At 72.3% G+C, this 21,101-nt stretch carries 17 protein-coding genes; 9 read left to right on the top strand and 8 right to left on the bottom strand.

The features are described 5' to 3' along the window. Positions 1 to 28 precede the first annotated feature (28 nt). The 3 genes from MON03_RS09760 to MON03_RS09750 all read left to right on the top strand — a co-directional run bounded on the left by MON03_RS09760 (position 29) and on the right by MON03_RS09750 (position 1,580). Positions 29 to 838, top strand: coding sequence for a sigma-70 family RNA polymerase sigma factor (locus MON03_RS09760; RefSeq protein ID WP_175329065.1), 810 nt, complete (start codon positions 29 to 31; stop codon positions 836 to 838). Then, positions 835 to 1,077, top strand: coding sequence for a zf-HC2 domain-containing protein (locus MON03_RS09755; protein ID WP_022902600.1), 243 nt, complete (start codon positions 835 to 837; stop codon positions 1,075 to 1,077). The genes MON03_RS09760 and MON03_RS09755 overlap by 4 nt, the downstream gene beginning before the upstream one ends. A 62-nt stretch (positions 1,078 to 1,139) precedes the next feature. Then, positions 1,140 to 1,580: a GNAT family N-acetyltransferase gene (locus MON03_RS09750; protein WP_022902601.1), complete on the top strand. Its 441-nt coding sequence runs from the start codon at positions 1,140 to 1,142 to the stop codon at positions 1,578 to 1,580. Positions 1,581 to 1,803: 223 nt separating this feature from the next. On the opposite strand, the gene MON03_RS09745 is transcribed toward MON03_RS09750, so the two are convergent. Beyond that, on the bottom strand, positions 1,804 to 5,601 hold the full coding sequence (locus tag MON03_RS09745) for a multifunctional oxoglutarate decarboxylase/oxoglutarate dehydrogenase thiamine pyrophosphate-binding subunit/dihydrolipoyllysine-residue succinyltransferase subunit (protein ID WP_242088206.1): 3,798 nt from the start codon (positions 5,599 to 5,601) through the stop codon (positions 1,804 to 1,806). A gap of 253 nt (positions 5,602 to 5,854) precedes the next feature. On the opposite strand from MON03_RS09745, the gene guaB1 reads away from it, so the two are divergent. Continuing rightward, positions 5,855 to 7,294: a GMP reductase gene (gene guaB1 / locus MON03_RS09740; RefSeq protein WP_022902603.1), complete on the top strand. Its 1,440-nt coding sequence runs from the start codon at positions 5,855 to 5,857 to the stop codon at positions 7,292 to 7,294. 162 nt (positions 7,295 to 7,456) lie between these two features. Here guaB1 and MON03_RS09735 read toward each other — a convergent pair whose 3' ends face one another. The 5 genes from MON03_RS09735 to MON03_RS09715 form a co-directional block, all read right to left on the bottom strand. Then, positions 7,457 to 8,539 (bottom strand): hemolysin family protein, encoded by a 1,083-nt coding sequence (locus MON03_RS09735; RefSeq protein ID WP_242088205.1) that lies wholly within the window; start codon positions 8,537 to 8,539, stop codon positions 7,457 to 7,459. After that, positions 8,536 to 10,005, bottom strand: a complete 1,470-nt coding sequence (locus MON03_RS09730) for a hemolysin family protein (protein WP_022902605.1) — start codon at positions 10,003 to 10,005, stop codon at positions 8,536 to 8,538. Before MON03_RS09730 ends, MON03_RS09735 begins: the two co-directional genes overlap by 4 nt. 202 nt (positions 10,006 to 10,207) lie before the next feature. Continuing rightward, complete coding sequence (locus tag MON03_RS09725; protein WP_242088204.1) at positions 10,208 to 12,163, bottom strand: hypothetical protein; 1,956 nt, start codon at positions 12,161 to 12,163, stop codon at positions 10,208 to 10,210. Between the two features lie 62 nt (positions 12,164 to 12,225). Next, positions 12,226 to 13,308 carry an NADH:flavin oxidoreductase/NADH oxidase gene (locus MON03_RS09720; RefSeq protein WP_022902607.1) on the bottom strand — a complete coding sequence of 361 codons (1,083 nt, stop codon included), beginning with the start codon at positions 13,306 to 13,308 and terminating at the stop codon, positions 12,226 to 12,228. Continuing rightward, a complete protein-coding gene (locus tag MON03_RS09715; RefSeq protein ID WP_242088203.1) occupies positions 13,305 to 13,943 on the bottom strand; it encodes an HAD family hydrolase in 639 nt (212 codons plus the stop codon). Before MON03_RS09715 ends, MON03_RS09720 begins: the two co-directional genes overlap by 4 nt. 24 nt (positions 13,944 to 13,967) lie before the next feature. Here MON03_RS09715 and MON03_RS09710 point away from each other — a divergent pair, with 24 nt between their 5' ends. From MON03_RS09710 to MON03_RS09690, 5 genes are all read left to right on the top strand, one after another. After that, the gene (locus MON03_RS09710; RefSeq protein ID WP_242088201.1) at positions 13,968 to 14,825 is read left to right on the top strand and encodes an ADP-dependent NAD(P)H-hydrate dehydratase; all 858 of its coding nucleotides are present in this window, start codon (positions 13,968 to 13,970) and stop codon (positions 14,823 to 14,825) included. A 454-nt stretch (positions 14,826 to 15,279) separates the two neighbouring features. Next, a complete protein-coding gene (locus MON03_RS09705; RefSeq protein ID WP_242088199.1) occupies positions 15,280 to 16,569 on the top strand; it encodes a glycosyltransferase 87 family protein in 1,290 nt (429 codons plus the stop codon). Continuing rightward, positions 16,566 to 16,874, top strand: coding sequence for a thiamine-binding protein (locus MON03_RS09700; protein ID WP_022902613.1), 309 nt, complete (start codon positions 16,566 to 16,568; stop codon positions 16,872 to 16,874). The genes MON03_RS09705 and MON03_RS09700 overlap by 4 nt, the downstream gene beginning before the upstream one ends. Before the next feature lie 155 nt (positions 16,875 to 17,029). Beyond that, on the top strand, positions 17,030 to 17,209 hold the full coding sequence (locus MON03_RS09695) for a scaffold protein involved in DNA repair (RefSeq protein WP_242088198.1): 180 nt from the start codon (positions 17,030 to 17,032) through the stop codon (positions 17,207 to 17,209). 268 nt (positions 17,210 to 17,477) lie between these two features. Next, positions 17,478 to 18,743: an MFS transporter gene (locus tag MON03_RS09690; protein ID WP_242088197.1), complete on the top strand. Its 1,266-nt coding sequence runs from the start codon at positions 17,478 to 17,480 to the stop codon at positions 18,741 to 18,743. A 234-nt stretch (positions 18,744 to 18,977) separates the two neighbouring features. Here the strand turns inward: MON03_RS09690 and MON03_RS09685 are convergent, their stop codons facing one another. Both MON03_RS09685 and MON03_RS09680 read right to left on the bottom strand, forming a co-directional pair. Further along, positions 18,978 to 19,649 carry a response regulator gene (locus MON03_RS09685; protein ID WP_175329076.1) on the bottom strand — a complete coding sequence of 224 codons (672 nt, stop codon included), beginning with the start codon at positions 19,647 to 19,649 and terminating at the stop codon, positions 18,978 to 18,980. 110 nt (positions 19,650 to 19,759) lie between these two features. After that, positions 19,760 to 21,082, bottom strand: a complete 1,323-nt coding sequence (locus MON03_RS09680) for an MHYT domain-containing protein (protein ID WP_242088196.1) — start codon at positions 21,080 to 21,082, stop codon at positions 19,760 to 19,762. Positions 21,083 to 21,101 lie beyond the last annotated feature (19 nt).

Here is a 21,101-nt window from a genome sequence, read left to right as displayed (position 1 = left end):
CACCACGCTCGGCCTAGACTCGGCCGTGATGACCACCGACGAACCGCAGGCAGCACCGCACGACGTCACCGGGCCGCACGGCGCGGCGGCGCACGACGTGGCGGCTCCGCACGACCTCGTCGCGGCGACCGAGGCGCAGCTCGACGCGGTCGAGGAGGAGGACGAGGTCCTCGCCGACGAGACCACCGTGTCCGAGAGCGAGCTCCGGTCGCTGTTCGAGACCCAGGCGCTGCCGTTCATGGACCAGCTGTACGGTGCGGCGATGCGGATGACCCGCAACCCCGCCGACGCGTCGGACCTCGTGCAGGAGACCTTCGTCAAGGCGTTCGCGGCCTTCCGGCAGTTCCGGCAGGGCACGAACCTCAAGGCGTGGTTGTACCGCATCCTCACGAACACGTTCATCAACACGTACCGCAAGAACCAGCGGAACCCGTACCAGGGCACGATCGACGAGCTCGAGGACTGGCAGCTCGGCGGTGCGGAGAGCGTCACGCAGTCGATCTCCGCGCGCTCGGCCGAGGCGGACGCCATCGACCACCTGCCGTCGTCCGCGGTCAAGGACGCCCTGCAGGCGATCCCCGAGGACTTCCGGATGGCCGTGTACTTCGCGGACGTCGAGGGCTTCTCGTACCAGGAGATCGCCGACATCATGAAGACCCCCGTGGGGACGGTCATGAGCCGCCTTCACCGTGGCCGCCGCCTCCTCCGGGGGCTGCTGGCGGACCACGCCCGCGAGACCGGCATCGTCCCGGACGCAGCGTCGACGGCGACGATGCGCGGACGCGGCCGGAAGCCAGTTGCGACCTCGGGTCGCGTCGAAGGGAAGGAAGCGCGATGAGCGGCTGCGACTGCTCGAAGGCGAAGGCGGAGCTCGAGGAGTTCCTGCACGGCGAGCTCTGCCGTGAGGACGCGGCGGACATCCGTGAGCACATGGAGGGCTGCGAGGACTGCACGACCGAGCACCGCGTCGGTGTCGTCCTCATCGAGACAGTCCGACGTGCCTGCAAGGAGACCGCGCCGGAACAGCTCCGCGCCGAGGTCCTCGCGCGCATCCGCGTGGAGCAGGCCACCCACTGACCCCGCCACGGGTTGCGGTCGGCGTGTCGTCACACGCCCATCGCGCTCGGTAGGGTCGCCGCATGACCCTTCTCGTCGAGTCGATCACCACCTGGTCCGACACGGACGTCGCCGACGTCACCGCGCTCGTCCGGCTGCTCGGCCACGACGTCGAGCCGGCGGGCATGCGTGCCCGGCTCGAGCGGCTGACGCCGGAGGCCGGACACCGCACCTGGCTGGTGCGCGGTGACGACGGTCGCGTGGCTGCGGTCGCCGGGGCGCAGCTCACCTGGGCCTACGTCTCGGACGAGCCGACGGCGCAGCTGCTGCTGCTCGTCGTCGACCCGACGGCCAGGAGGAACGGCACCGGTTCTGCGCTCCTCGGCACGTTCGAGACGTGGGCGGCCGAGCAGGGTGCGCGTCGCCTCAGCGCCGTGAGTGCGGCCGCGACGGACAGTGCGCACCGGTTCTACCAGAAGCGCGGGTACCACGAGGCGGGGGTCCGGTACACCCGCATCGTGTAGGCCCGACGGGCTACGCTGCGCGTCCGGACGGCTGGCGCTACGCTGCGCGTCCGGACGGCTGGCGCTGCGCTGCGCGTCCCGACGGCTGGCGCTGCGCTGCGCGTCCGGACGGCTGCGCCGTGAGCGCTCCGCCCCCCGTACGAACATCGCGCCCCGTCGGGACGGGGCGCGATGTTCGTGCGGTGCGCGAGCTGCGTCGCGTGCGGCTGTGCGTCGCGTGCGGCTAGCCGAGGGCCCGGCGGATGACCTCGGTGGCCTCCTGCGCCGAGCGCTTCGACGAACCCGTGGCGGGTGCGGCACTCGCCGGACGCGACGCCACTGACAGCGGCCGGCCCTGCAGGTGCGGCGACAGGTTCATGCACACGAACGGCCAGGCGCCCTGGTTCTCGGGTTCCTCCTGCGCCCAGACGACCTCGGCGTCCGGGTAGCGGCCGAGCACCTCGAGGATCCGCTCGAGCGGCAGCGGCGCGAGCTGCTCGAGCCGGACGAGCGCGACGTCCGTGCGGGCCGACTTCTCGACCTCGGCGCGGAGGTCGTGGTGGACCTTGCCCGAGTGCAGCACCACCCGGCGCACGGCACCGGTGTCGAGCTGCCGGTCGTCGTCGAGGACCTCCTGGAACGTGCCGCTCGTGAAGGCCTCGACCGGGCTCGTCGCCTGGCGCAGTCGGAGCATCGCCTTCGGGGTGAACACCACGAGGGGCTTCTGCGGACGCTCCCACGCCTGCCGACGGAGCAGGTGGAACCACGACGCCGGCGTCGACGGGCGCGCGATCACCATGTTGTCCTCGGCGAAGAGCTGCAGGTAGCGCTCGATGCGTGCCGACGAGTGGTCCGGTCCCTGGCCCTCGTAGCCGTGGGGGAGCAGGAGCACCAGTCCGGAGCGCTGTCCCCACTTCTGCTCGGCGGACGAGATGAACTCGTCGATCACGGTCTGGGCGCCGTTCGCGAAGTCGCCGAACTGCGCCTCCCAGAGCACGAGGGCCTCGGGACGCTCGACCGAGTAGCCGTACTCGAACGCCATGGCCGCGTACTCGCTCAGCAGCGAGTCGTAGATCGTGAAGCGCGCCTGAACCTCGGTGAGGTTCGCGAGCGGCAGCCACTCCTGGCCGTTGACGCGGTCGTGGAACACCGCCTGCCGCTGCACGAAGGTCCCGCGGCGGGCGTCCTGCCCGGCGAGCCGGACGGGCTTGCCCTCGACGAGCACCGACCCGATCGCCATGAGCTCCGCCATCGCCCAGTCGATGCCGCCGTTCCGCGTCATGTCGGTGCGCTTGGACAGGAGCTGCTGGAGCTTCGGATGAATGGCGAACCCTGCCGGCGGGTTGCTGTGCGCGTCGCCGATCATCCGGACGAGTTCCTCGGACACGGCGGTCTCGTGGACGTCGACCTCGGAGTCGTCGCGCTGCGCGGCCGGACGCTCGAGACCGTTCACCGCGCCGTCGTCGTCGCCCGTGATGACCGGGATCGTGCCGGTCTGCGCCTCGTGCGTCTCGGCGAAGGCACGCTCCAGGCGGTCCTGGAAGTCGCGGTGCGCTTCGTCGTACTCCTCCTGCGTGATGTCGCCGCGGCCGACGAGCGCCTCGGTGTAGAGCGTGCGGACGGAGCGCTTCGCCTCGATGAGGTTGTACATGAGCGGCTGGGTCATCGAGGGGTCGTCGCCCTCGTTGTGCCCCCGGCGGCGGTAGCAGATGAGGTCGATGACGACGTCGCGGTGGAACTCCTCGCGGTAGGCGAAGGCGAGCTCCGCGACGCGGGAGACCGCCTCGGGGTCGTCGCCGTTCACGTGGAAGATCGGCGCCTGGATCGTCTTCGCGACGTCGGTGGAGTACACCGAGCTGCGCGCCGACTCCGGCGGGGTCGTGAAGCCGACCTGGTTGTTGATGACCAGGTGGACCGTGCCGCCGGTGCGGTAGCCGCGGAGCTGCGACATCTGCAGCGTCTCGACCACGACGCCCTGGCCGGCCATCGCCGCGTCGCCGTGCACGAGCACCGGCAGGACGTTCGTCGAGCCCGGGCCCTGCTTGTCCTGCTTCGCGCGGACGATGCCCTCGAGCACGCCGTCGACGGCCTCGAGGTGCGACGGGTTCGCAGCGATCGTCACGGGGATCGCGGTGCCGTCGCTCGCGCGGAACACGCCCTCGGTGCCGACGTGGTACTTCACGTCACCCGAGCCCTGGCCGGAGACCGAGCCCGGCAGCGACGAGCCCTCGAACTCACGGAAGATCTGCCCGTACGTCTTGCCGGCGATGTTCGTCAGGACGTTGAGGCGACCGCGGTGGGCCATGCCGATCGCGACCTCCTGGAGCCCGGCGCCGGCGGCATGCTGGATGAGGGTGTCGAGGAACGCGATCGTCGACTCACCGCCCTCGAGCGAGAACCGCTTCTGCCCGACGTACTTCGTCTGCAGGAAGGTCTCGAACGCCTCGGCCTCGTTGAGCTTGCCGAGGACGCGGAGCTGCTCCTCCTTCGACGGCTTCGCGTACGGGACCTCGATGTGGGACTGCATCCACCGGCGCTGTTCCGGATCCTGGATGTGCATGTACTCGACGCCGGTGGTGCGGCAGTACGCGTCCCGGAGGATGCCGAGCACGTCGCGCAGCGGTGCGTTCGTGGTGCCGGCCAGTCCGCCGGTGACGAACTCGCGGTCGAGGTCCCAGAAGGTCAGCCCGTGGTTCTCGATCTCGAGGTCGGGGTGGGTGCGCTGGCGGTACTCGAGCGGGTCGATGTCCGCCATGAGGTGGCCGCGGACCCGGAAGCTGTTGATGAGCTCCTGCACGCGCGAGGTCTTGTTGACGCGGTGCGCGAGGTCGACGTTGATGTCGGTCGCCCACTGGATCGGCTTGTACGGGATGCGGAGCGCCGCGAAGATGCCCTCGTAGAAGCCGTGCCCGCCGATGAGTCGCTCGTGCACCTTCTTGAGGTACTCGCCCGAGCCGGCGCCCTGGATCACCCGGTGGTCGTAGGTGCTCGTCAGCGTGATGGTCTTGCCGATGCCGAGCTCGACGAGGGTCTTCTCCGCGGAGCCCTGGAACTGCGCCGGGTACTCGAGCGCTCCGGCGCCGATGATGCAGCCCTGCCCCTTGGTGAGGCGCGGGACCGAGTGCACGGTGCCGATGCCGCCGGGGTTCGTCAGCGAGATCGTCGTCCCCTGGAAGTCGGCCGGCGTGAGCTTGTTGTCGCGGGCACGCTTGACGAGGTCCTCGTAGGCGGAGAGGAACTGCCCGAACGTCAGGGTCTCGGCGCGCTTGATGCTCGGGACGAGGAGTGACCGGCTGCCGTCCTTCTTCGGGACGTCGATCGCGATCCCGAGGTTCACGTGCGCCGGTTCGACCAGGAACGGCTTGCCGTCGCGCTCCTCGTAGAAGACGTTCTGGCTCGGGAACTCCTTGATCGCCTGGACCATCGCCCAGCCGATCAGGTGGGTGAACGAGATCTTGCCGCCGCGGGCACGCCGCAGGTGGTTGTTGATCACGATGCGGTTGTCGATCATGAGCTTCGCCGGGATGGTCCGGACGCTCGTCGCGGTCGGGACCGTCAGCGACGCGTCCATGTTCGACGCGAGGGTCTTCGCCATGCCCCGGAGCGGGGTCGCCACGTCCTCGTGGGTCTCCTCGTGCTCGTCGGCGGCGTCGTTCGCCTCCGCGGGGATCGGCTGCGGGGCGGGCTGGCGCGAGGTGGTGCGCGCCTGGATCGGGCCGGACTTGGCCTCGGCGGGGGCGTCGCCGGTGGCGGGCTGCTGCGTGCTCGACTGCGTTGCGGGCGCGGTGCCCGACGGCGCGGGTGCGGCCGAGGCAGGCGTGCCCTGGGCGGACGTGGACGGAGCCGGCGTGGACGCTGCGGGGGCGGACGGAGCAGACCCCTGCCCGGTCTGCGAGCGGTGGAACTTCTCGAGGACCGGCCACCAGGACTCGTCGACCGAGCTCTTGTCCGCGACGAACTGCTCGTAGAGCTCGTCGACGAGCCACTCGTTCGCCCCGAAGTCGCCCGCGGTCTCGTCAGTTCCGGTCAGATGGCTCGACACAGCCGATCGCCCACTCTCCGTCGATAGATGCTCGTGTGTGTCGTACGCAGCAACCCTGCTGCCGTACTGCCAGAGAGCCTAGCCGCTCCCGGATGACCGTTCGGTGACCGCCGGACGTGATTCGCGCCTCCCGTCCGGGGCTCGCGCGTGTCGCGCGGGCGTGGCCCGACAGCCGGTCCCGACGGGGCAGGACCGCGCTCCCGACGGGGCCGGACACCGGTCCGCGTGCCCTGTGCCGCCGTACAGTGGCCCCATGAGGTTCTACGAGACGCGGCCGACGCACGACCTGACCTACTCCGACGTCTTCCTCGTCCCCAGCCGGTCCGGGGTGACGAGTCGCTTCGACGTGGACCTCGCCGCGAACGACGGCTCCGGCGCGACGATCCCGATCATCAGCGCGAACATGAACTCCGTCACGGGGCCGCGCCTCGCCGCGACGCTCGCCCGGCGCGGTGGCCTCGGCGTCCTGCCCCAGGACATGCACCTGCAGGACCTCGACGCCGCGATCCGCTGGGTGAAGGACCAGCCCGTGGCCTTCGACACCGCCTACGACCTCGGGGCCGACACCACGGTCGCCGAGGCCCTCGAGCAGCTGCTCCCGGTCGCCGGGCGTGGTGTGGTCGTGCGGGACGGTCGTGGCGAGTACCTCGGTTGCGTGCCGGCGACCCGACTGGGCACCGCCGGCCCCGACGCGACCCTGGGCGACCTCCTGCACGGCGCGTCCACCGGCATCGACGCCGAGGACGCCGGCACCTCCCGGCACGTCTACGACGTCCTGACCGCGGCGGAGGTCGACTTCGCACCCGTCACCAGCCACGGCCGCGTCGTCGGCACGACGAGCCCCACGAGCGCGATCCGCTCCGACATCTACACGCCGGCCGTCGACGCCGACGGTCGCCTGCGGGTGGCCGCAGCGCTCGGCATCAACGGCGACGTCGCCGCGAAGGCGAAGGCCCTCGCCGCCGCGGGCGTCGACGTGCTCGTCCTCGACACCGCGCACGGTCACCAGGAGGGCATGCTCCGCGCGCTCGACACGGTGGCGTCGCTCGACCTCGGCATCCCGCTCGTCGCGGGCAACGTCGTCACCGCCGACGCCGTCGCGCACCTCGTGGGCGCGGGCGCGTCGATCATCAAGGTCGGCGTCGGCCCGGGCGCTATGTGCACGACCCGCATGATGACCGCGGTGGGCCGGCCGCAGTTCTCCGCGGTCCTCGAGACCGCTGCCGCGGCGAAGTCGCTCGGCGCCCACGTCTGGGCCGACGGTGGGGTCCGCTACCCGCGCGACGTCGCGCTCGCGCTGGCCGCCGGGGCCTCGGCCGTGATGATCGGCTCGTGGTTCGCGGGCACCCTCGAGGCACCCGGCGTCCTGCGCCGCGACGCGGCGGGCAAGGCCTACAAGGAGAGCTGGGGCATGGCGAGCGCCAAGGCCGTGCGCGAGCGGTTCGAGCGCCTCGACCCGTACGAGCGCGCACGGAAGGCGCTCTTCGCCGAGGGCATCTCGTCGTCGACGATCTACCTCGACCCGGAGCGGCCGAGCGTCGAGGACCTCCTCGACATGATCACCACGGGCATCCGCAGCTCCGCGACCTACGCGGGGGCGTCGTCGCTCGCCGAGTTCCACGAGCGCGCCCTCGTCGGCATCCAGTCGGCCGCCGGCTACGAGGAAGGCAAGCCGCTGCCCGTCAGCTGGTAGCGCCGGCCGCTCCCGAGACTCGGGTCCGCAGGACCGAGTCTCGGTCCCAGCGACAGTTCTCGCGCTCGTCAGCGCGAGTCCTGTCGCTCACGTCGAGTCTCGAGTCGCGACCCCGGGACGGACGGGAGGCGCGGTGCCAGCTGGCACCGCGCCTCCCGTCCGTCAGCGGCGTCGCGTCGCGTCCTCCACCTCGCCGACGAGTTCCTCGAGGATGTCCTCGAGGAACAGGACGCCGAGCGTGCGACCCTCCGCGTCGAACGCGCGGGCCACGTGGCGGCCGGCGCCGCGCATGGTCGCGAGGGCGTCCTCGAGGTCGGTCTCGGTGTACAGCGAGATGAGCTGCCGGATGCGCTTCGGCGGCACCGGGTCGTCGTACTCGTCGGGGCGGAGGTCGATGACGTCCTTGACGTGCACGTAACCGGTGGGGGAGCCGTCCTCGCCGACGAGCACGTACCGCGAGAAGCCGCGCTGCGCGACCGCCCGCTCGACGTCGCCGGGGGTGGCGTCCTCCGGCAGGGTGACGAGCTCCGCCATCGGCACGGCGACGTCGCGGACCTGCTTCTCGGTGAACTCGAACGCCATCCGGAGGGTGCCGCCGTCGTCGACCAGCGTGCCCTCACGGCGGGACTGCTCGACGATGGTCTGCACCTCCTCCACGGTGAAGGCGCTGACCGCCTCGTCCTTCGGCTCGACCCTGAACAGACGCAGGACGCCGTTCGCGGCCTCGTTCAGGCCGACGACGACCCAGTGCAGGCCGTGGCCGATGTACCAGAGCGTCGGGACGAGCATGAGCGCGGCGCGGTCGGGCATCGAGAACGAGATGTTCTTCGGGACCATCTCGCCGAACACGACGTGCAGGAACGACACGAGCAGCAGCGTGAACACGAACGCCACGACGCCGATGACCTCGACGCTCCAGCCGGTCAGGTGCAGCGGGCCCTCGAGCAGGTGGTGGATCGCCGGCTCGGACACGTTGAGGATGAGCAGCGAGCAGACCGTGATGCCGAGCTGGGTGGTGGCGAGCATGCGCGTGGCGTGCTCCATCGCCCAGAGCGTCATCTGCGCCGCCTTCGACCCGGCCTCGGCACGCGGCTCGATCTGCGAGCGTCGGGCGGAGATCACGGCGAACTCGGCCGCGACGAAGTAGGCGTTGCCGAGCAGGAGGACGACGAGCCAGAAGATGCCCCACCAGTCGGAGGTCGTCGAGGCGGACCCGCCGGCGGCGAGCACGGTGACGGGGGTCATCGGGTGCCGCCCTTCGCGGAGGTGTCGTCCACGGTCGGGGTCGACCGGGTCGCAGGGATGATGATGCCGGTCGCGGGCGACTGCGAGGTCTTCCGCCGGCCGGCCGTGCGCGACGCGGTCGACGTCGACGCGGTGGGTGCCGACTCGGCGGCCGCCACGGCGGGCTCCGGCGCGGTCGGTGTCCAGCGGATGCGGTCGACGCGGCGGCCGTCGAGGCGCTCGACGCGGAACACACCCCCGTCGATCGCCACCTCGTCACCGACGACCGGCAGACGCCCGAGCGTCGACATGATGAACCCGCCGACGGTCTCGTACGCGCCGTCCTCCGGCACCGTCACCCCCGCGCGGTCCTCGAGCTCGTCGGGGCGGAGGAGTCCGGGGAAGGTCAGCCAGCCGCGGGACCGGACGACGTCGATGCGGAGCCGGTCGTGTTCGTCGGACACCTCGCCGACGAGCTCTTCGACGAGGTCCTCGAGCGTGACGACCCCGGCGGTGCCGCCGTACTCGTCGACGACGATCACCATCTGGTAGCCGCGGCTGCGGACCTCGGCGAGCAGGGCGTCACCGGGCATGGTCTCGGGCACGCGCTCGGCGTCCGTCATGAGTGCGCCGACCGGGACCTCGGGACGCTTCTCGCGGGGCACGGCGACGGCCTGCTTGACGTGCACGATGCCGACGACGTCGTCCGCGTCCTCCTCGATGACGGGGAAGCGGCTGAACCCGGTCCGCCGGGTGAGGGCGATGACGTCCGCGGCCGAGTCCGACACCCGGATGGTCGAGAGCCGGGGCCGCGGGGTCATGACCTCGCCGGCGTCGAGCTCCGAGAACGAGATCGTCCGTTGGAGGAGCGTCGCGGTGTCCTGTTCGAGCGAGCCCTCGGACGCCGAGCGGCGGAGGAGCGAGGTGAGCTCCTCGGCGCTGCGCGCACCCGAGAGCTCCTCCTGCGGCTCGATGCCCATCGCCCGCAGGACGGCGTTCGCGGTGCCGTTGAGCACGGCCACGGCGGGCTTGAACACGGTCGTGAACGCGATCTGCAGCGGGACGACGAGCTTCGCGGTCTGCAGCGGCAGCGCGAGGGCGAAGTTCTTCGGCACGAGCTCGCCGAGGATCATCGACAGCAGGGTGGCGATGACGAGCGCGACGATCGACCCGACCGTCTCGACGACGGTCTCCGGCAACGCGAGCGCGAGGAAGGGCGCTTCGAGCAGCGTGGCGATCGAGGGCTCGAGCAGGTAGCCCGTGAGCAGCGTCGTCAGGGTGATGCCGAGCTGCGCGCTGGACAGGTGCGTCGAGGTGACCTTGAGCGCACCGATGACCGGTGCGAGGCCGGTCTCGCCGCGGTCGCGCCGAGCCTCGACGTCGGCGCGGTCGAGGTTCACGAGCGCGAACTCGGACGCGACGAACACCCCCGTGCCGAGGGTCAGCAGGATCCCGCCGATCAGCATGACGACGTCGATCGGACTCATTCTTCACCTCCCGGAACGTGCGGGGAGGGGCTGCTCACTGTGTGAGCGGCGGATGAGTGGGAGGGCGAAGATGCGTTCGGAGGATCGTCCACAGTGCTGACCATCGTACTGCGTCGGGGGTTGCGGAGCCGTGAGGACGTACAGGTGCGGGTCGTGCGGCCCGCGGGGACCGCACGACCCGTGGCACCGGTCCGGGATCGGCTCAGCGCGCCGTGAACTCGAGCCGGTAGTCGTTGTGCCCCTGGGCGTCGAGGAGGAAACGGTGCGTGCCCGCTCCGACCCGGAAGTCGAAGAACGCGTCGAAGGTGCCCGGGATGAGATCGAACCGTCCGATGGTCGCCCCGGACTCGTCGTGCACGACGGGGAAGTCGTACGCCGGTCCCACGGCGCGGACGGTGCCGTCCGCGTCACGGTCGACGGTCGAGAAGTTGACCGGCGTGTCCGGACCGCGGAAGAGGTCTTGCGTGACGACGTCGTTCGAGAACGTCCGCGTCACCCGTTCGCCGTCGGGCCCGACCAGCGTCGAGGTCGTGACGCCCCACACGGTCGAGGTGTCGTACGGCACCTCGAGCGTCCAGGTGTTGTCCGGCCCGACGACGGCGGTCTCCGAGCGGCCCTCCAGCCGGACCGTTCCCCCGGCCCGACCCGTCCCGGCGTACACCACGGGGTCGTAGCCGGCGAGGACGCCGAGGCGCTCGACGGGGGCCGTGACGGAGAACGTGTCCGTCGCCGTCGGACGCGCGGTCGTGGTCCAGGACCGGCGCGCGTCCGTCCCGTCGGCGCGGCGGACCGTCACGGTCTGCGGGCCGGTGCCGGTCAGCCGGGTCAGGAAGCGCCATGTGCCGTCGGCCCCGATGACGGTCCGCTGGGTCGTGCTCGAGTCGGGTCCGAGGACGATGCGCTCGCCCGCCGGGCCGGTTCCCTCGACCATCACGTAGTTGCCGGGCATCGCCGGACCGGACGAGCCGGCCACCGGGGACGTGATCGCGAACTGCTGTGCGGCGGGGTCGCCGACGCGGACCTCGACCGTCGACGTGGCGCTGCCGTACTCGCCGCCCGCACGCACCGAGACCGCTCCCGCGGTGCTGGCGTCGAACGCCGTCGTGAAGGACCAGGTGCCGTCCGACAGCACGCGGGCCTGGCCGTCGGCGGGCGTGCCGCCCACCGACAGGTCGACGAGGGCTCCGGGGATGCCCCGTCCGGTGAAGGTCACGAAGCGGTCGGTCGTGACCACCGCGCCGGCAGCGGGCGACTCGATGGTGAAGGCGTCGTCAGCGGCCGCCAGCGTGAAGCGCGGTGTCGGTGTCCCGCAGGTCGGGGCGCACGCCGTGGCAGCGACCTCGTACCGGTTCGGGAACACGACGTCGTCGTCGTCGAGCGGGAGGTTCCAGAGCGCGTCCGTCCCGACCGTCGCGGTCTTCGTGACCGCTCGACCGGAGGCGGTGTCACGCAGCACGACGCGAGCAGTCGACCCCGGCAGCCCGGTCCCGCCGATCGCCGGGAGGTCGCCGCCGTACTCGACCGTGGTGTCGTCGGCCGTCGGGTGCGTCACGGCGAACACGGGGTCCGGGCCGACGGGGATCGACCAGTGTCCGTCCGCGGCGACCGCACCGCTCGCGACGTGGTCGTCGAAGGTGAGCGAGACGTCGGAACCCGGCTCTCCGGTACCCGTCGCGGTGAACGGCACGTCCACACCGCCCGCGCCGTCGGCCGGGCTGGTGATCGTGACGGCGTCGCCGAAGTCGGCGTCGACCGTCGTGGACGGTCCGGCCACGTCGGACACCTGGAACGCGTGCTCCCCGGAGAGGTGCTCGGCAGGCACAGGGATCCGGAACGCACCGGACGGGTCGGCGGTCGCTGCGACCCCGGTGAGGTCCGTGTCCGAGGACGTCACGGTGACCCGGTCGCCCGGCGTGGTGCTGCCCTCGACCACGAGCTCGCGCGACCGGTCGGGCAGGAACCTCGCGACCGCGTGCAACGGCGGGGCGGCACGGGGGAGCGGCGCCGCCTGGGCTGCGCCGCTCCGCGCGGTCGCGGTCGTGGTCGGCTGGGCCGCGACGGCACCCGTCACCGAGGTCGCCGACAGCGCTCCGCCGACGATGCACGCCACCACGACAGCGAGACGACCGTGCTGCACACGGATGAGGGGGTGGGACAACTGGGCTCCTTGCTCGAGGTGAAGTATGTAATGTACAACATCCCGAGCTGCCCCTCGTCGTCCTAGGCGGTCACCCGTGCTCGGTGGTACTGCTGCGGCTCGTAGTCGACGTGCACGCCGAGCTCGACCGCCACGCGCAGCGGGAACGACGGGTCGCGGAGGAACTCCCGCCCGACCATCACGACGTCGGCCTGCCCGGTCGCGACGATCTGCTCGGCCTGGAACCCCTCGGAGATCATCCCGACGGCGATCGTGCCGATGCCCGCGTCACGCTTGACGGCCGCGGCGAACGGCACCTGGTAGCCGGGGCCGACCGGGATCGGGGCGCTCGCGACGTTGCCGCCGGTCGACACGTCCGCGAGGTCGGCACCGTGCTCGGCCGCCCACCGCGCGACCTGCGTGGTCTCCTCGAGCGTCAGGCCGCCGTCGACCCAGTCGGTCGCGGAGAACCGGACCACCACGGGGAAGCCGTCGCCGACCTCGGCGCGGATCGCGTCGAGCACCTCGAGCAGGGCGCGGGCACGGTTCTCGAGCGAGCCGCCGTACTGGTCCTCGCGGTGGTTCGACAGCGGGGACAGGAACTGGTGCAGGAGGTAGCCGTGCGCCGCGTGCACCTCGACGAGGTCGAAGCCGGCCTCGATCGCGCGGCGTGCCGATGCGGCGAAGGACAGGGCGAGCACCCGGACGTCCTCCGCGGCGAGCTCCCGCGGGACCGCGTAGCCGTCGAACGCCTCGGGCGAGGGCGCGACGGTCTGCCAGCCGCCGTCCTCGACCGGCACCGAGCCGCGCGTGGACTCCCACGGGCGGAACGTCGACGCCTTCCGGCCGGCGTGGGCGAGCTGCACGCCGGCGGCGGCTCCCTGGGAGTGGATGAAGTCGACGATCGGACGGAACGCGTCACGCTGCTCGTCGTTCCAGAGCCCGAGGTCCTGCGGGCTGATCCGGCCCTCCGGCACGACCCCGGTCGCCTCGACCACGACCGCACCCGCGCCGCCCTTCGCGAACGACCCGAGGTGCACGAGGTGCCAGGGGGTGGGCACGCCGTCCTGCGCCTCGACCGAGTACTGGCACATCGGCGACACCCAGATGCGGTTGCGGACGGTGAGGTCGCGGATGGTGATGGGCTCGAACAGGGCGTGCGTCACGCGGGTGCTCCTTCGGGGGTCGTCGTCGCCAGGTCCTGCAGGAAGGTCCGCAGCCCGGCGGGGGACGTGTAGTGGTGGCCGACCGCCCCGATCGCTTCCGCACCGGCGGCGTTCTCGGCCCTGTTGTCGACGAACACCATCTGCGCGGGCGTGATTCCCAGGCGTGCGCACGCGTCGCGGTAGATGGATGCGTGGGGCTTCAGCACGTGCTCCTCGGCGCTCACGACGACCGTCTCGAAGAGCGATCCCATGGGCGACCGGCGGTACGGGTCGCCGAAGTCGAAGCCGGCGTTCGACAGGAGTGCGAGCCGGGTGCCGGCGTCGTGCAGCTCCTCCACGAGCGCGAGGGTCTCCGGCTCGACCTCGAACCAGCCGGTGAAGTCGATCGCCCAGAAGCGGTGCACGTCCGTGACGCTCCAGCGTCGCCCGACCCGGTCGCCGATCGCCCGCCAGTAGGCCAGCACGGAGAGGTCGCCACGGTCGAGGTCGTGCCGGAGGTCCTGGTACACCGGGAACAGCTCCTCGCCCGGCACACCGGTCGCAGCGACGAGGGCGTCCCGGGACGCGTGCGGCGTCCGGCTGATCACCTCCCCGTAGTCGAAGACCACCACGCGACCGGGGAGGAACAGGCTCATGCGCCCCACCGTACTGTGGGCACGATGAGCGACCCCGTGCCCTTCCGACCGTCCGACGCCGCCCGCTGGCTGACCGTGCCGCACGGCGAGTCGACGAAGTACCGCCGCGGCGTGCTCGGCGTCGCGACGGGCTCCGACCGGTACCCGGGCGCGGCCGTCCTCGGCGTCGACGCGGCCGTGCACACCGGGGTCGGCATGGTCCGCTACGTCGGTCCGACGCGCGCCACCGACCACGTGCTGACCCGTCGACCGGAGTCCGTGTCCGGCGTCGGACGCGTCCAGGCGTGGCTCGTCGGGTCGGGCATCTCCGCCCCGTCCCTCGACGACCTCGACGACGCGACCGCCGACGCCTTCCGACACGCCTCCGACGACGGCGTCCCGGTCGTCGTCGACGCCGGTGCGATCCCGCTCGTCGACCTGGGCCCGCTCGCGGTGCTCACCCCGCACGCGGGCGAAGCCGCCTCCCTCCTCGGCGAGTCCCGCGACGAGGTCGAGGCCGACCCGGCCGCCGCCGCGCTCCGTGCCGCACGGCAGACCGGCAGTGTCGTGCTCCTCAAGGGGGAGCGCACCCACGTGGTCACCCCGGACGGCGGCGTCGCGCTCGTCGCGTCCTCGGCGACCCCCTGGCTCGCGACCGCCGGCGCCGGCGACGCGCTCGGCGGCGTGCTCGGTGCGCTCGTCGCGGGCCGCCAGGGCGCCGTCGAGGCGGCGGGCAGCGCGCTGACGCCGTCGGACCTCGCACACCTCGCCGCCACGGCCGCGGTCGTGCACGGGCTCGCGGCGCGTCGTGCCTCCCGTGGCGGGCCCTTCCCGATCACGGCGCTCGTGGAGCAGCTGCCCGGCGTCGTCCGCGACCTCGCGGTCGACGGCGACGCGGCCTGACCACCGCCCGGCAGGACCTCGGCCGCCGCGTGGCGACGGTGTCGTCGTCGCACGACAGCGGACCGGTCGTCGCGCGTCGGTCGCGAGGTGACCATCAGGGCCGTCCCGCGTCGGTCGTGACGTCACCACGTGACGGCCGGGAGGCTCGTGGCGGGCCCGCCCCGTGCCTCCAGGCCGGCCGTCGGGTCGCGCCCGGCGACGCGGCCTGACCGTCGCCCGGCACGAGCCGCGACCGCCGCGGGGCGACGGTGTCGTCGTCGCACGACAGCGGTGCGGTCGTCGCGCGTCGGTCGCGAGGTGACCATCAGGGCCGTCCCGCGTCGGTCGTGACGTCACCACGTGACGGCCGGGAGGCTCGTGGCGGGCCCGCCCCGTGCCTCCAGGCCGGCTGTCGGGTCGCGCCCGGCGACGCGCTCCCCGGTGCACCATGGGTGCGGGTCGGTACGCTCGTCCGGTGCAGCGGAGAGCCTGGGTCGAGCCCGTCCTGTTCGGAGCGGCCTTCGTCGCCGTGCACGCCGCGCTGTGGTGGCTGACCACGGTGTCCGCCAACCTCCCGCTCGGCGACGTGACCATCACCTACCGACGGTGGATCGAGACGGGGCAGCAGTCGCACTTCTGGGTCGGCGTCGACGAGGCCTGGGTGTACCCGATCCTCGCGATCGTGCCGATGGCTGCCGCCGCGCTCGGCGGCGTCGCCGCGATCGGGACCGGCTGGCTCGTCCTCGTGGTGCTCCTCGACGCCGCGGCGTGCCTGCTGCTCTGGCGGCACCGCACCTGGGTCGGTGCGGCACGGGTCCGTGTCGTCTGGTGGTGGCTCGTCTTCCTGCTGGCCCTCGGCCCGATCGCGCTCGGCCGGATCGACAGCATCGCGACCGCGCTCGCGCTCGCCGGGGTCGCGTTCGTCGCCACCCGTCCGGCGGTCGCGTCCGTGCTGTTCACCGCCGCCGCGTGGACCAAGGTGTGGCCGGCCGCGCTCGTGGGCGTCCTGGCGCTCCTGCGGCGCGGACGTCGGCGGGGCGTGGTCGTCGGTGCGCTCGTGACCACGGCGCTCATCGTGCTCGTGGACGTGCTCTACGGCGGTGCACCCTACCTGTTCTCGTTCATCGGGGAGCAGGGCGGTCGGGCGCTCCAGATCGAGTCGCCCCTCGCGACCCCGTTCCTGTGGGCTGCCGCCGCCCACGTGCCGGGGGCCGCCGTCTACTACGACCGCGAGATCCTGACCTTCGAGGTGTCCGGCGCCGGCACCCACGCGGCGGCGGCGGTGTCGACGCCCCTCATGGCCCTGGTGGTGCTCGCCGGGGTCGTGCTGGCGCTCCGGGCGGTCCGGCGGGGTGCCTCCCGGACCCAGGCCGCGCCGCTGCTCGCACTCGTGCTCGTCGCCGCGCTCGTCGCGACGAACAAGGTCGGGTCTCCGCAGTACATCGGCTGGTTCGCCGTGCCGGTCGTGTGGGGGCTCGTCGCGGGCCGGCCGAGCGCAAGGCGGTTCCTGCCGCTGGCCCTGCTGGCGCTCCCGATGGCCTTCCTGACGCAGCTCGTCTACCCGGGCTACTACGACCAGGTCCTGACGGTGCAGCCGTGGATCCTCGTGGTGCTGACGCTCCGGAACGTGCTCGAGGTCGTCGTGCTGGTGTGGGGCGTGGTCGAGCTCGTGCTGCTCGGGGCGCGGGGGCGGGCGCGGGGGTCGCTGGCGTCCGCTGCTCCGTCGTCGCGTTCCCGGCTCGAGCCGGGCAGGATGGACGCATGATCGTCGCGTTCTCCGTCGCACCGTCCGGTGGTCCCGCCGCAACCGAGGACGGGTCCGTGCACGACGCCGTCGCCGCCGCCGTGCGGGTCGTCCGCGAGAGCGGCCTGCCGAACCGCACCTCGTCGATGTTCACGGAGCTCGAGGGGGAGTGGGACGAGGTGATGGACGTCGTGAAGCGTGCGACCGAGGCCGTCGCACCGTTCGGCACGCGGGTGTCGCTCGTGCTCAAGGCCGACATCCGGCCCGGGCACACGGGGGAGATCGACGGCAAGGTGGAGCGGCTCGAGGCGGCGCTGGACCGCTGAGCGTGCGCGTGCTCGCGCTGGTCGCGGGTGGGTGTGCTGATCGACCGCTCTGCGCGCCGACGACACGCCGCACGCCTCCCGCGGATGTCGGTGGTCAGGTGTCTCCTGTCGGTGACGGACGCGACAGGCGTCCGCACGACGACGAGGAGCTGCTCATGATGCACGACGGCTGGTGCCCCGACTGCGACCTGCGTTCGGTCGTCATCGACGTGGACGACGCCGGCGAGCACGCCTGGGCGACCTGCTCCGAGTGCGGTGCGGGCTGGGTCCACCGGGACGAGCTGCCCGAGTCCGCGGCTGCCGCCCCGAGCACCACGGAGCGCTGCGCGGCCTGACCCACCGGCTGGCCCGTCGAGGTCGCCCGAGGGCACCGCGGTGTCGGTCGAATCGATTCGGCCTGTCGTCTTCCGTCCGGCCGTTGGAGCGTTCTACACTGCTGGGAGCGGGTCGGCCCGGCCGTCCCGTCACCCGTTCGACGCCGAACCGGGACGCCCTCCGAGTGCTGGTGCCCACCGTCGACGGCGAGCCGGTCGGCGGGGAACGCGCGACACCTCGAGCGCGTGACGCCCCGCTCGACCCACCTCCCGTCCGAGAACAGGCACCATGACCAACCTCACGCCTGCGCGCCGCACTGCCGCGCTCGTCGCCCTCGCCCTCGGTGGGTTCGCGATCGGTTCGACCGAGTTCGTCGCGATGGGGCTCCTGCCGAACATCGCGGAGGCGCTCCTGCCGGGCCAGTACGCGGCGGACCCGGACGCCGGTGTCGCCCACGCGGGCTGGATCGTCAGCGCCTACGCACTCGGGGTCGTCGTCGGCGCGCCCACGATCGCGGCGATGTCCGCCAAGTTCCCGCGCAAGGGACTCGTCCTCGTGCTGCTCGTCGGGTTCGTCCTGGCCACCGTCGCGAGCGCGGTCCTGCCGACGTTCGGTCTCGTGCTCGTCGCGCGGTTCGTCGCCGGACTCCCGCACGGGGCCTACTTCGGCATCGCGTCGATCGTGGCCGGGGACATGATGGGCCCCGGCAAGCGCGGCAAGGGCATCGCGATGGTGATGCTCGGCCTGTCCGTCGCGAACGTCGTCGGTGTCCCGGCGATCACCTGGGTCGGCCAGGTCGCGGGCTGGCGCGCCGCGTACGGCGTCGTCGCGGCACTGTTCGGGGCGACGTTCCTCGCCGTGGCGGCCTTCGTGCCCCGGTCGCCCCGGGACGAGCACGCCACCATCGGTCGGGAGCTCCGCGCGTTCCGGAAGCCGCAGCTCTGGATCGTGATGGGCCTCGGGGCGATCGGCTTCGGCGGCTTCTTCGCGGTGTACTCGTACATCTCGCCGCTGGTCCAGCACGTGACCGGGCTCAGCGAGTCCGCGGTCCCGCTCGTGCTCGTCGTCGTGGGGCTGGGCATGGTGGTCGGTGGTGTCGTCGGCGGACACCTGGCCGACCACAGCGTGAAGCGGACGATCTACGTCGGCCTGCTGGCGCTCGTGGGTGCACTGCTCCTCACCGTGCTGACCGCGCAGTGGACGGTCGGCATGGTCGCCGGCGCGTTCCTGCTGGGTGCCACGTCGTCCGCGATCCCGCCGGCCGTGCAGTCGCGGCTCATGGACGTCGCCGGTGACGCGCGCACGATCGCCGCGGCGCTCAACCACTCGGCGTTCAACATCGGCAACTCGCTCGGCGCGGCGCTCGGTGGCGCGGTGATCGCTGCCGGGTTCGGCTTCCTCGCCCCGGCGTGGCTCGGTATCGTGCTCGCGCTGCTCGGCGTCGGTGTCACGGCGATCAGCTACGGGGTGGAGCGTCGGTCGGGCGCTCGTGCCGCGCTCCGCTCGTCGCACCCGTCCACGGGGCCGATCACCGCGCCGGTGCCCACCGTCTGACGCCGACGGCGCGACGGATGCCGCGGCGCCGCCGTCGGCCGTCGGTGCGCCGCGGTCGTCGCCGTCCGCTGTCGGCGCGGTCGTCGCCGTCCGCTGTCGGCGCGCTTCGCGCTCGCACAACCGAAGTCACCCCGAACCACGCGGTTGCGCGGTGCTGGGCGACTTCGGTTGTGCGACGGTGCGGACGCGTCGCACCGAGCGGACTGCCTCCTGAGCGGGCTGCGACCCGGGCGACTACAGCCCGAGCGGGCTGCCGTCCTGCACGATGATGCCGTCGGTGATCGCCCGCTTCCGCAGCGCCACCTTGGTGCCGACGTCGAAGCCGGCGACACGGTACTTCTCACGGATGCGCTTGAGGTAGCTCTTCGCGGTCTCCTCGGAGATGCCGAGCTGGTACGCGACGCTCTTCACCGGCTCGCCGCCGCCGTAGAGGGCCATGACGCGGCGCTCCTGGGCGCTGAGCTTCGGCACGCCGCCGACGTCGCCGGAGTTGATGGCCAGGTCGAGCTCGGCGGAGACGTACTGCTCGCCGCGCTGGGCCGACCGGATCGCCTCGACGATCATCTCGGCGTCCTCGCTCTTCACGAGGTAGCCGAGCGCGCCGGCCGCCAGAGCCTCGCGGACGACGTTGGGCTCGGAGTACGTGCTCATCACGACGGTCTTCACCCCGGCGGTCTTGAGCGTCGAGATCTTCAGCGAGACCGGGATCGAGTCCTTGAGGTCGAGGTCGAGCAGCACCACGTCGACCGGGAACGCGGGACTGGTGAGCAGTTCCGGCCAGGTCGTGACCGCGGCGACGAGCGTGATGTCGTCCGCGGCGCTGCGGATCCACTCGGTCAGTGCGCCGAGGAGCATCTTGTGGTCGTCGACGAGCGCGAGTCGGATCGGTTCCTCTGGAGTCGCCATCTGGCGTCCTTTCTCGGGGGCTGTGCCGATCCTAGGGGGACCGAACGCACGGTACGGGCAGGCTGGTCAGGGTGTCCGCTGGTTTCGGGTCCCAGCCGGGTCCGCACCGGCTACATCGTCGGGTGGCGGTTGACGACGCAGTGCGACACGATGCGGAGCGAGCCGTCTTGCACGGCCTCCGTGAACGGGCCGATGCGCTGCAGCGCGCTCCAGGTGGCCGGGCCGAGTCGGCGTCGGCTGACGCTGCTGGACTCGATGACGATCGGGACGTCCATCGTCTCGTCCGTGACGGGGTGCCCGTCCGAGCCGACCGGGCCGAGCGTGACGGAGACGACGGGCTGGCCGGGCTGTGCGGTGCGCCCGTCGCCGGCCATCTGCCACAGGGCCTGCAGGAGGCCGTCGCGCTGCGCCGGGGAGAGGTGCCCGGCGAGCGAGGCCGGGTCGGCGACGCTCACGGCCCGCCCGAGGTGGTCGGACTCGGTGATCGCGTGGTAGAGCCAGGTCTCGCGGCGGCCTTCGATGAGGTGCAGGCGCAGTTCGGTCGCGAGCGAGGCCGCGACCGAGGCGGAGGCGTCGGACAGCGGCAGCGGGTCGGATCCGTTCGCGACGGCGTCGAGGAGCTTCTCGGCCGCGAGGTCGAGCCGGGCGAGCTCGTCCGACGCGAGCATGCCCACGGCGAACTGCGGCGCCTGGACGTTGCTCTGCACGAGGACGCGGTCGAGCTCCCGCTGCACGAGCTGTCGGAACCGCTGGACCACGAAGAGCGCGATCGACGGCGGCACGACGACGAGGGCCACGAGCGACACCATGCCCGGCAGCGTGTCCGGCGTGACCGGGCTCGACACGAGGCACATGACGACGAACGCGGCGCCGAGCACGACGATCGCGACCGCGACCTCGCGCGCCGGGCGCAGGGACGCGATCGGGAGGAGGGCGAACCCCGCGGCGACCGATGCGGTGGCGAGGTGGGCGATGTCGTGGTCGGGCCAGATGCCGATGAAGTCGAGCGTGACCACGCACGCGAGCACCACGCCGATGAGGGCGAACGCGACGCCGGTGAGCCGTTCGCCGTAGGTGAGGAGGCTCAGCCCGACCCCGAGCGCCGCGACGACGTACAGGCCCCACGCCGCCGCCGGGAGCCACGGGTCGGTGTACTCCGGCCAGCGCACGAGGAAGAACACGATGCCGGCGACCGCCTCGATCGCGGTGAGGACCGCCGCACCCGCGCCGAGGTAGCCCGCGCCGAGGCTCGCACCCGGCTTCGCCGCCTGCCGGAGGGAACGGGCACCGGTGGACGTCGACGGGAGGCCGCGCGCCTGCCGACGCTCGCTGCCCCGGTACCGCTCACGGGCCTCCCGGCGGGTCCGCGGAGCGGGCTGCACGGTCTCGCCGGGCAGTCCGCGGCTGATGGTGTCCTCGGGGACGCGGCTCACGGTGCTGCCTCCTGCTGCC

The organism is Curtobacterium sp. DN_7.5 (assembly GCF_022655355.1).
Lineage (GTDB): Bacteria > Actinomycetota > Actinomycetes > Actinomycetales > Microbacteriaceae > Curtobacterium > Curtobacterium luteum.
The sequence above is the reverse complement of the archived record's forward strand: the minus strand, read 5'-3'. Positions and strand labels throughout refer to the sequence as shown.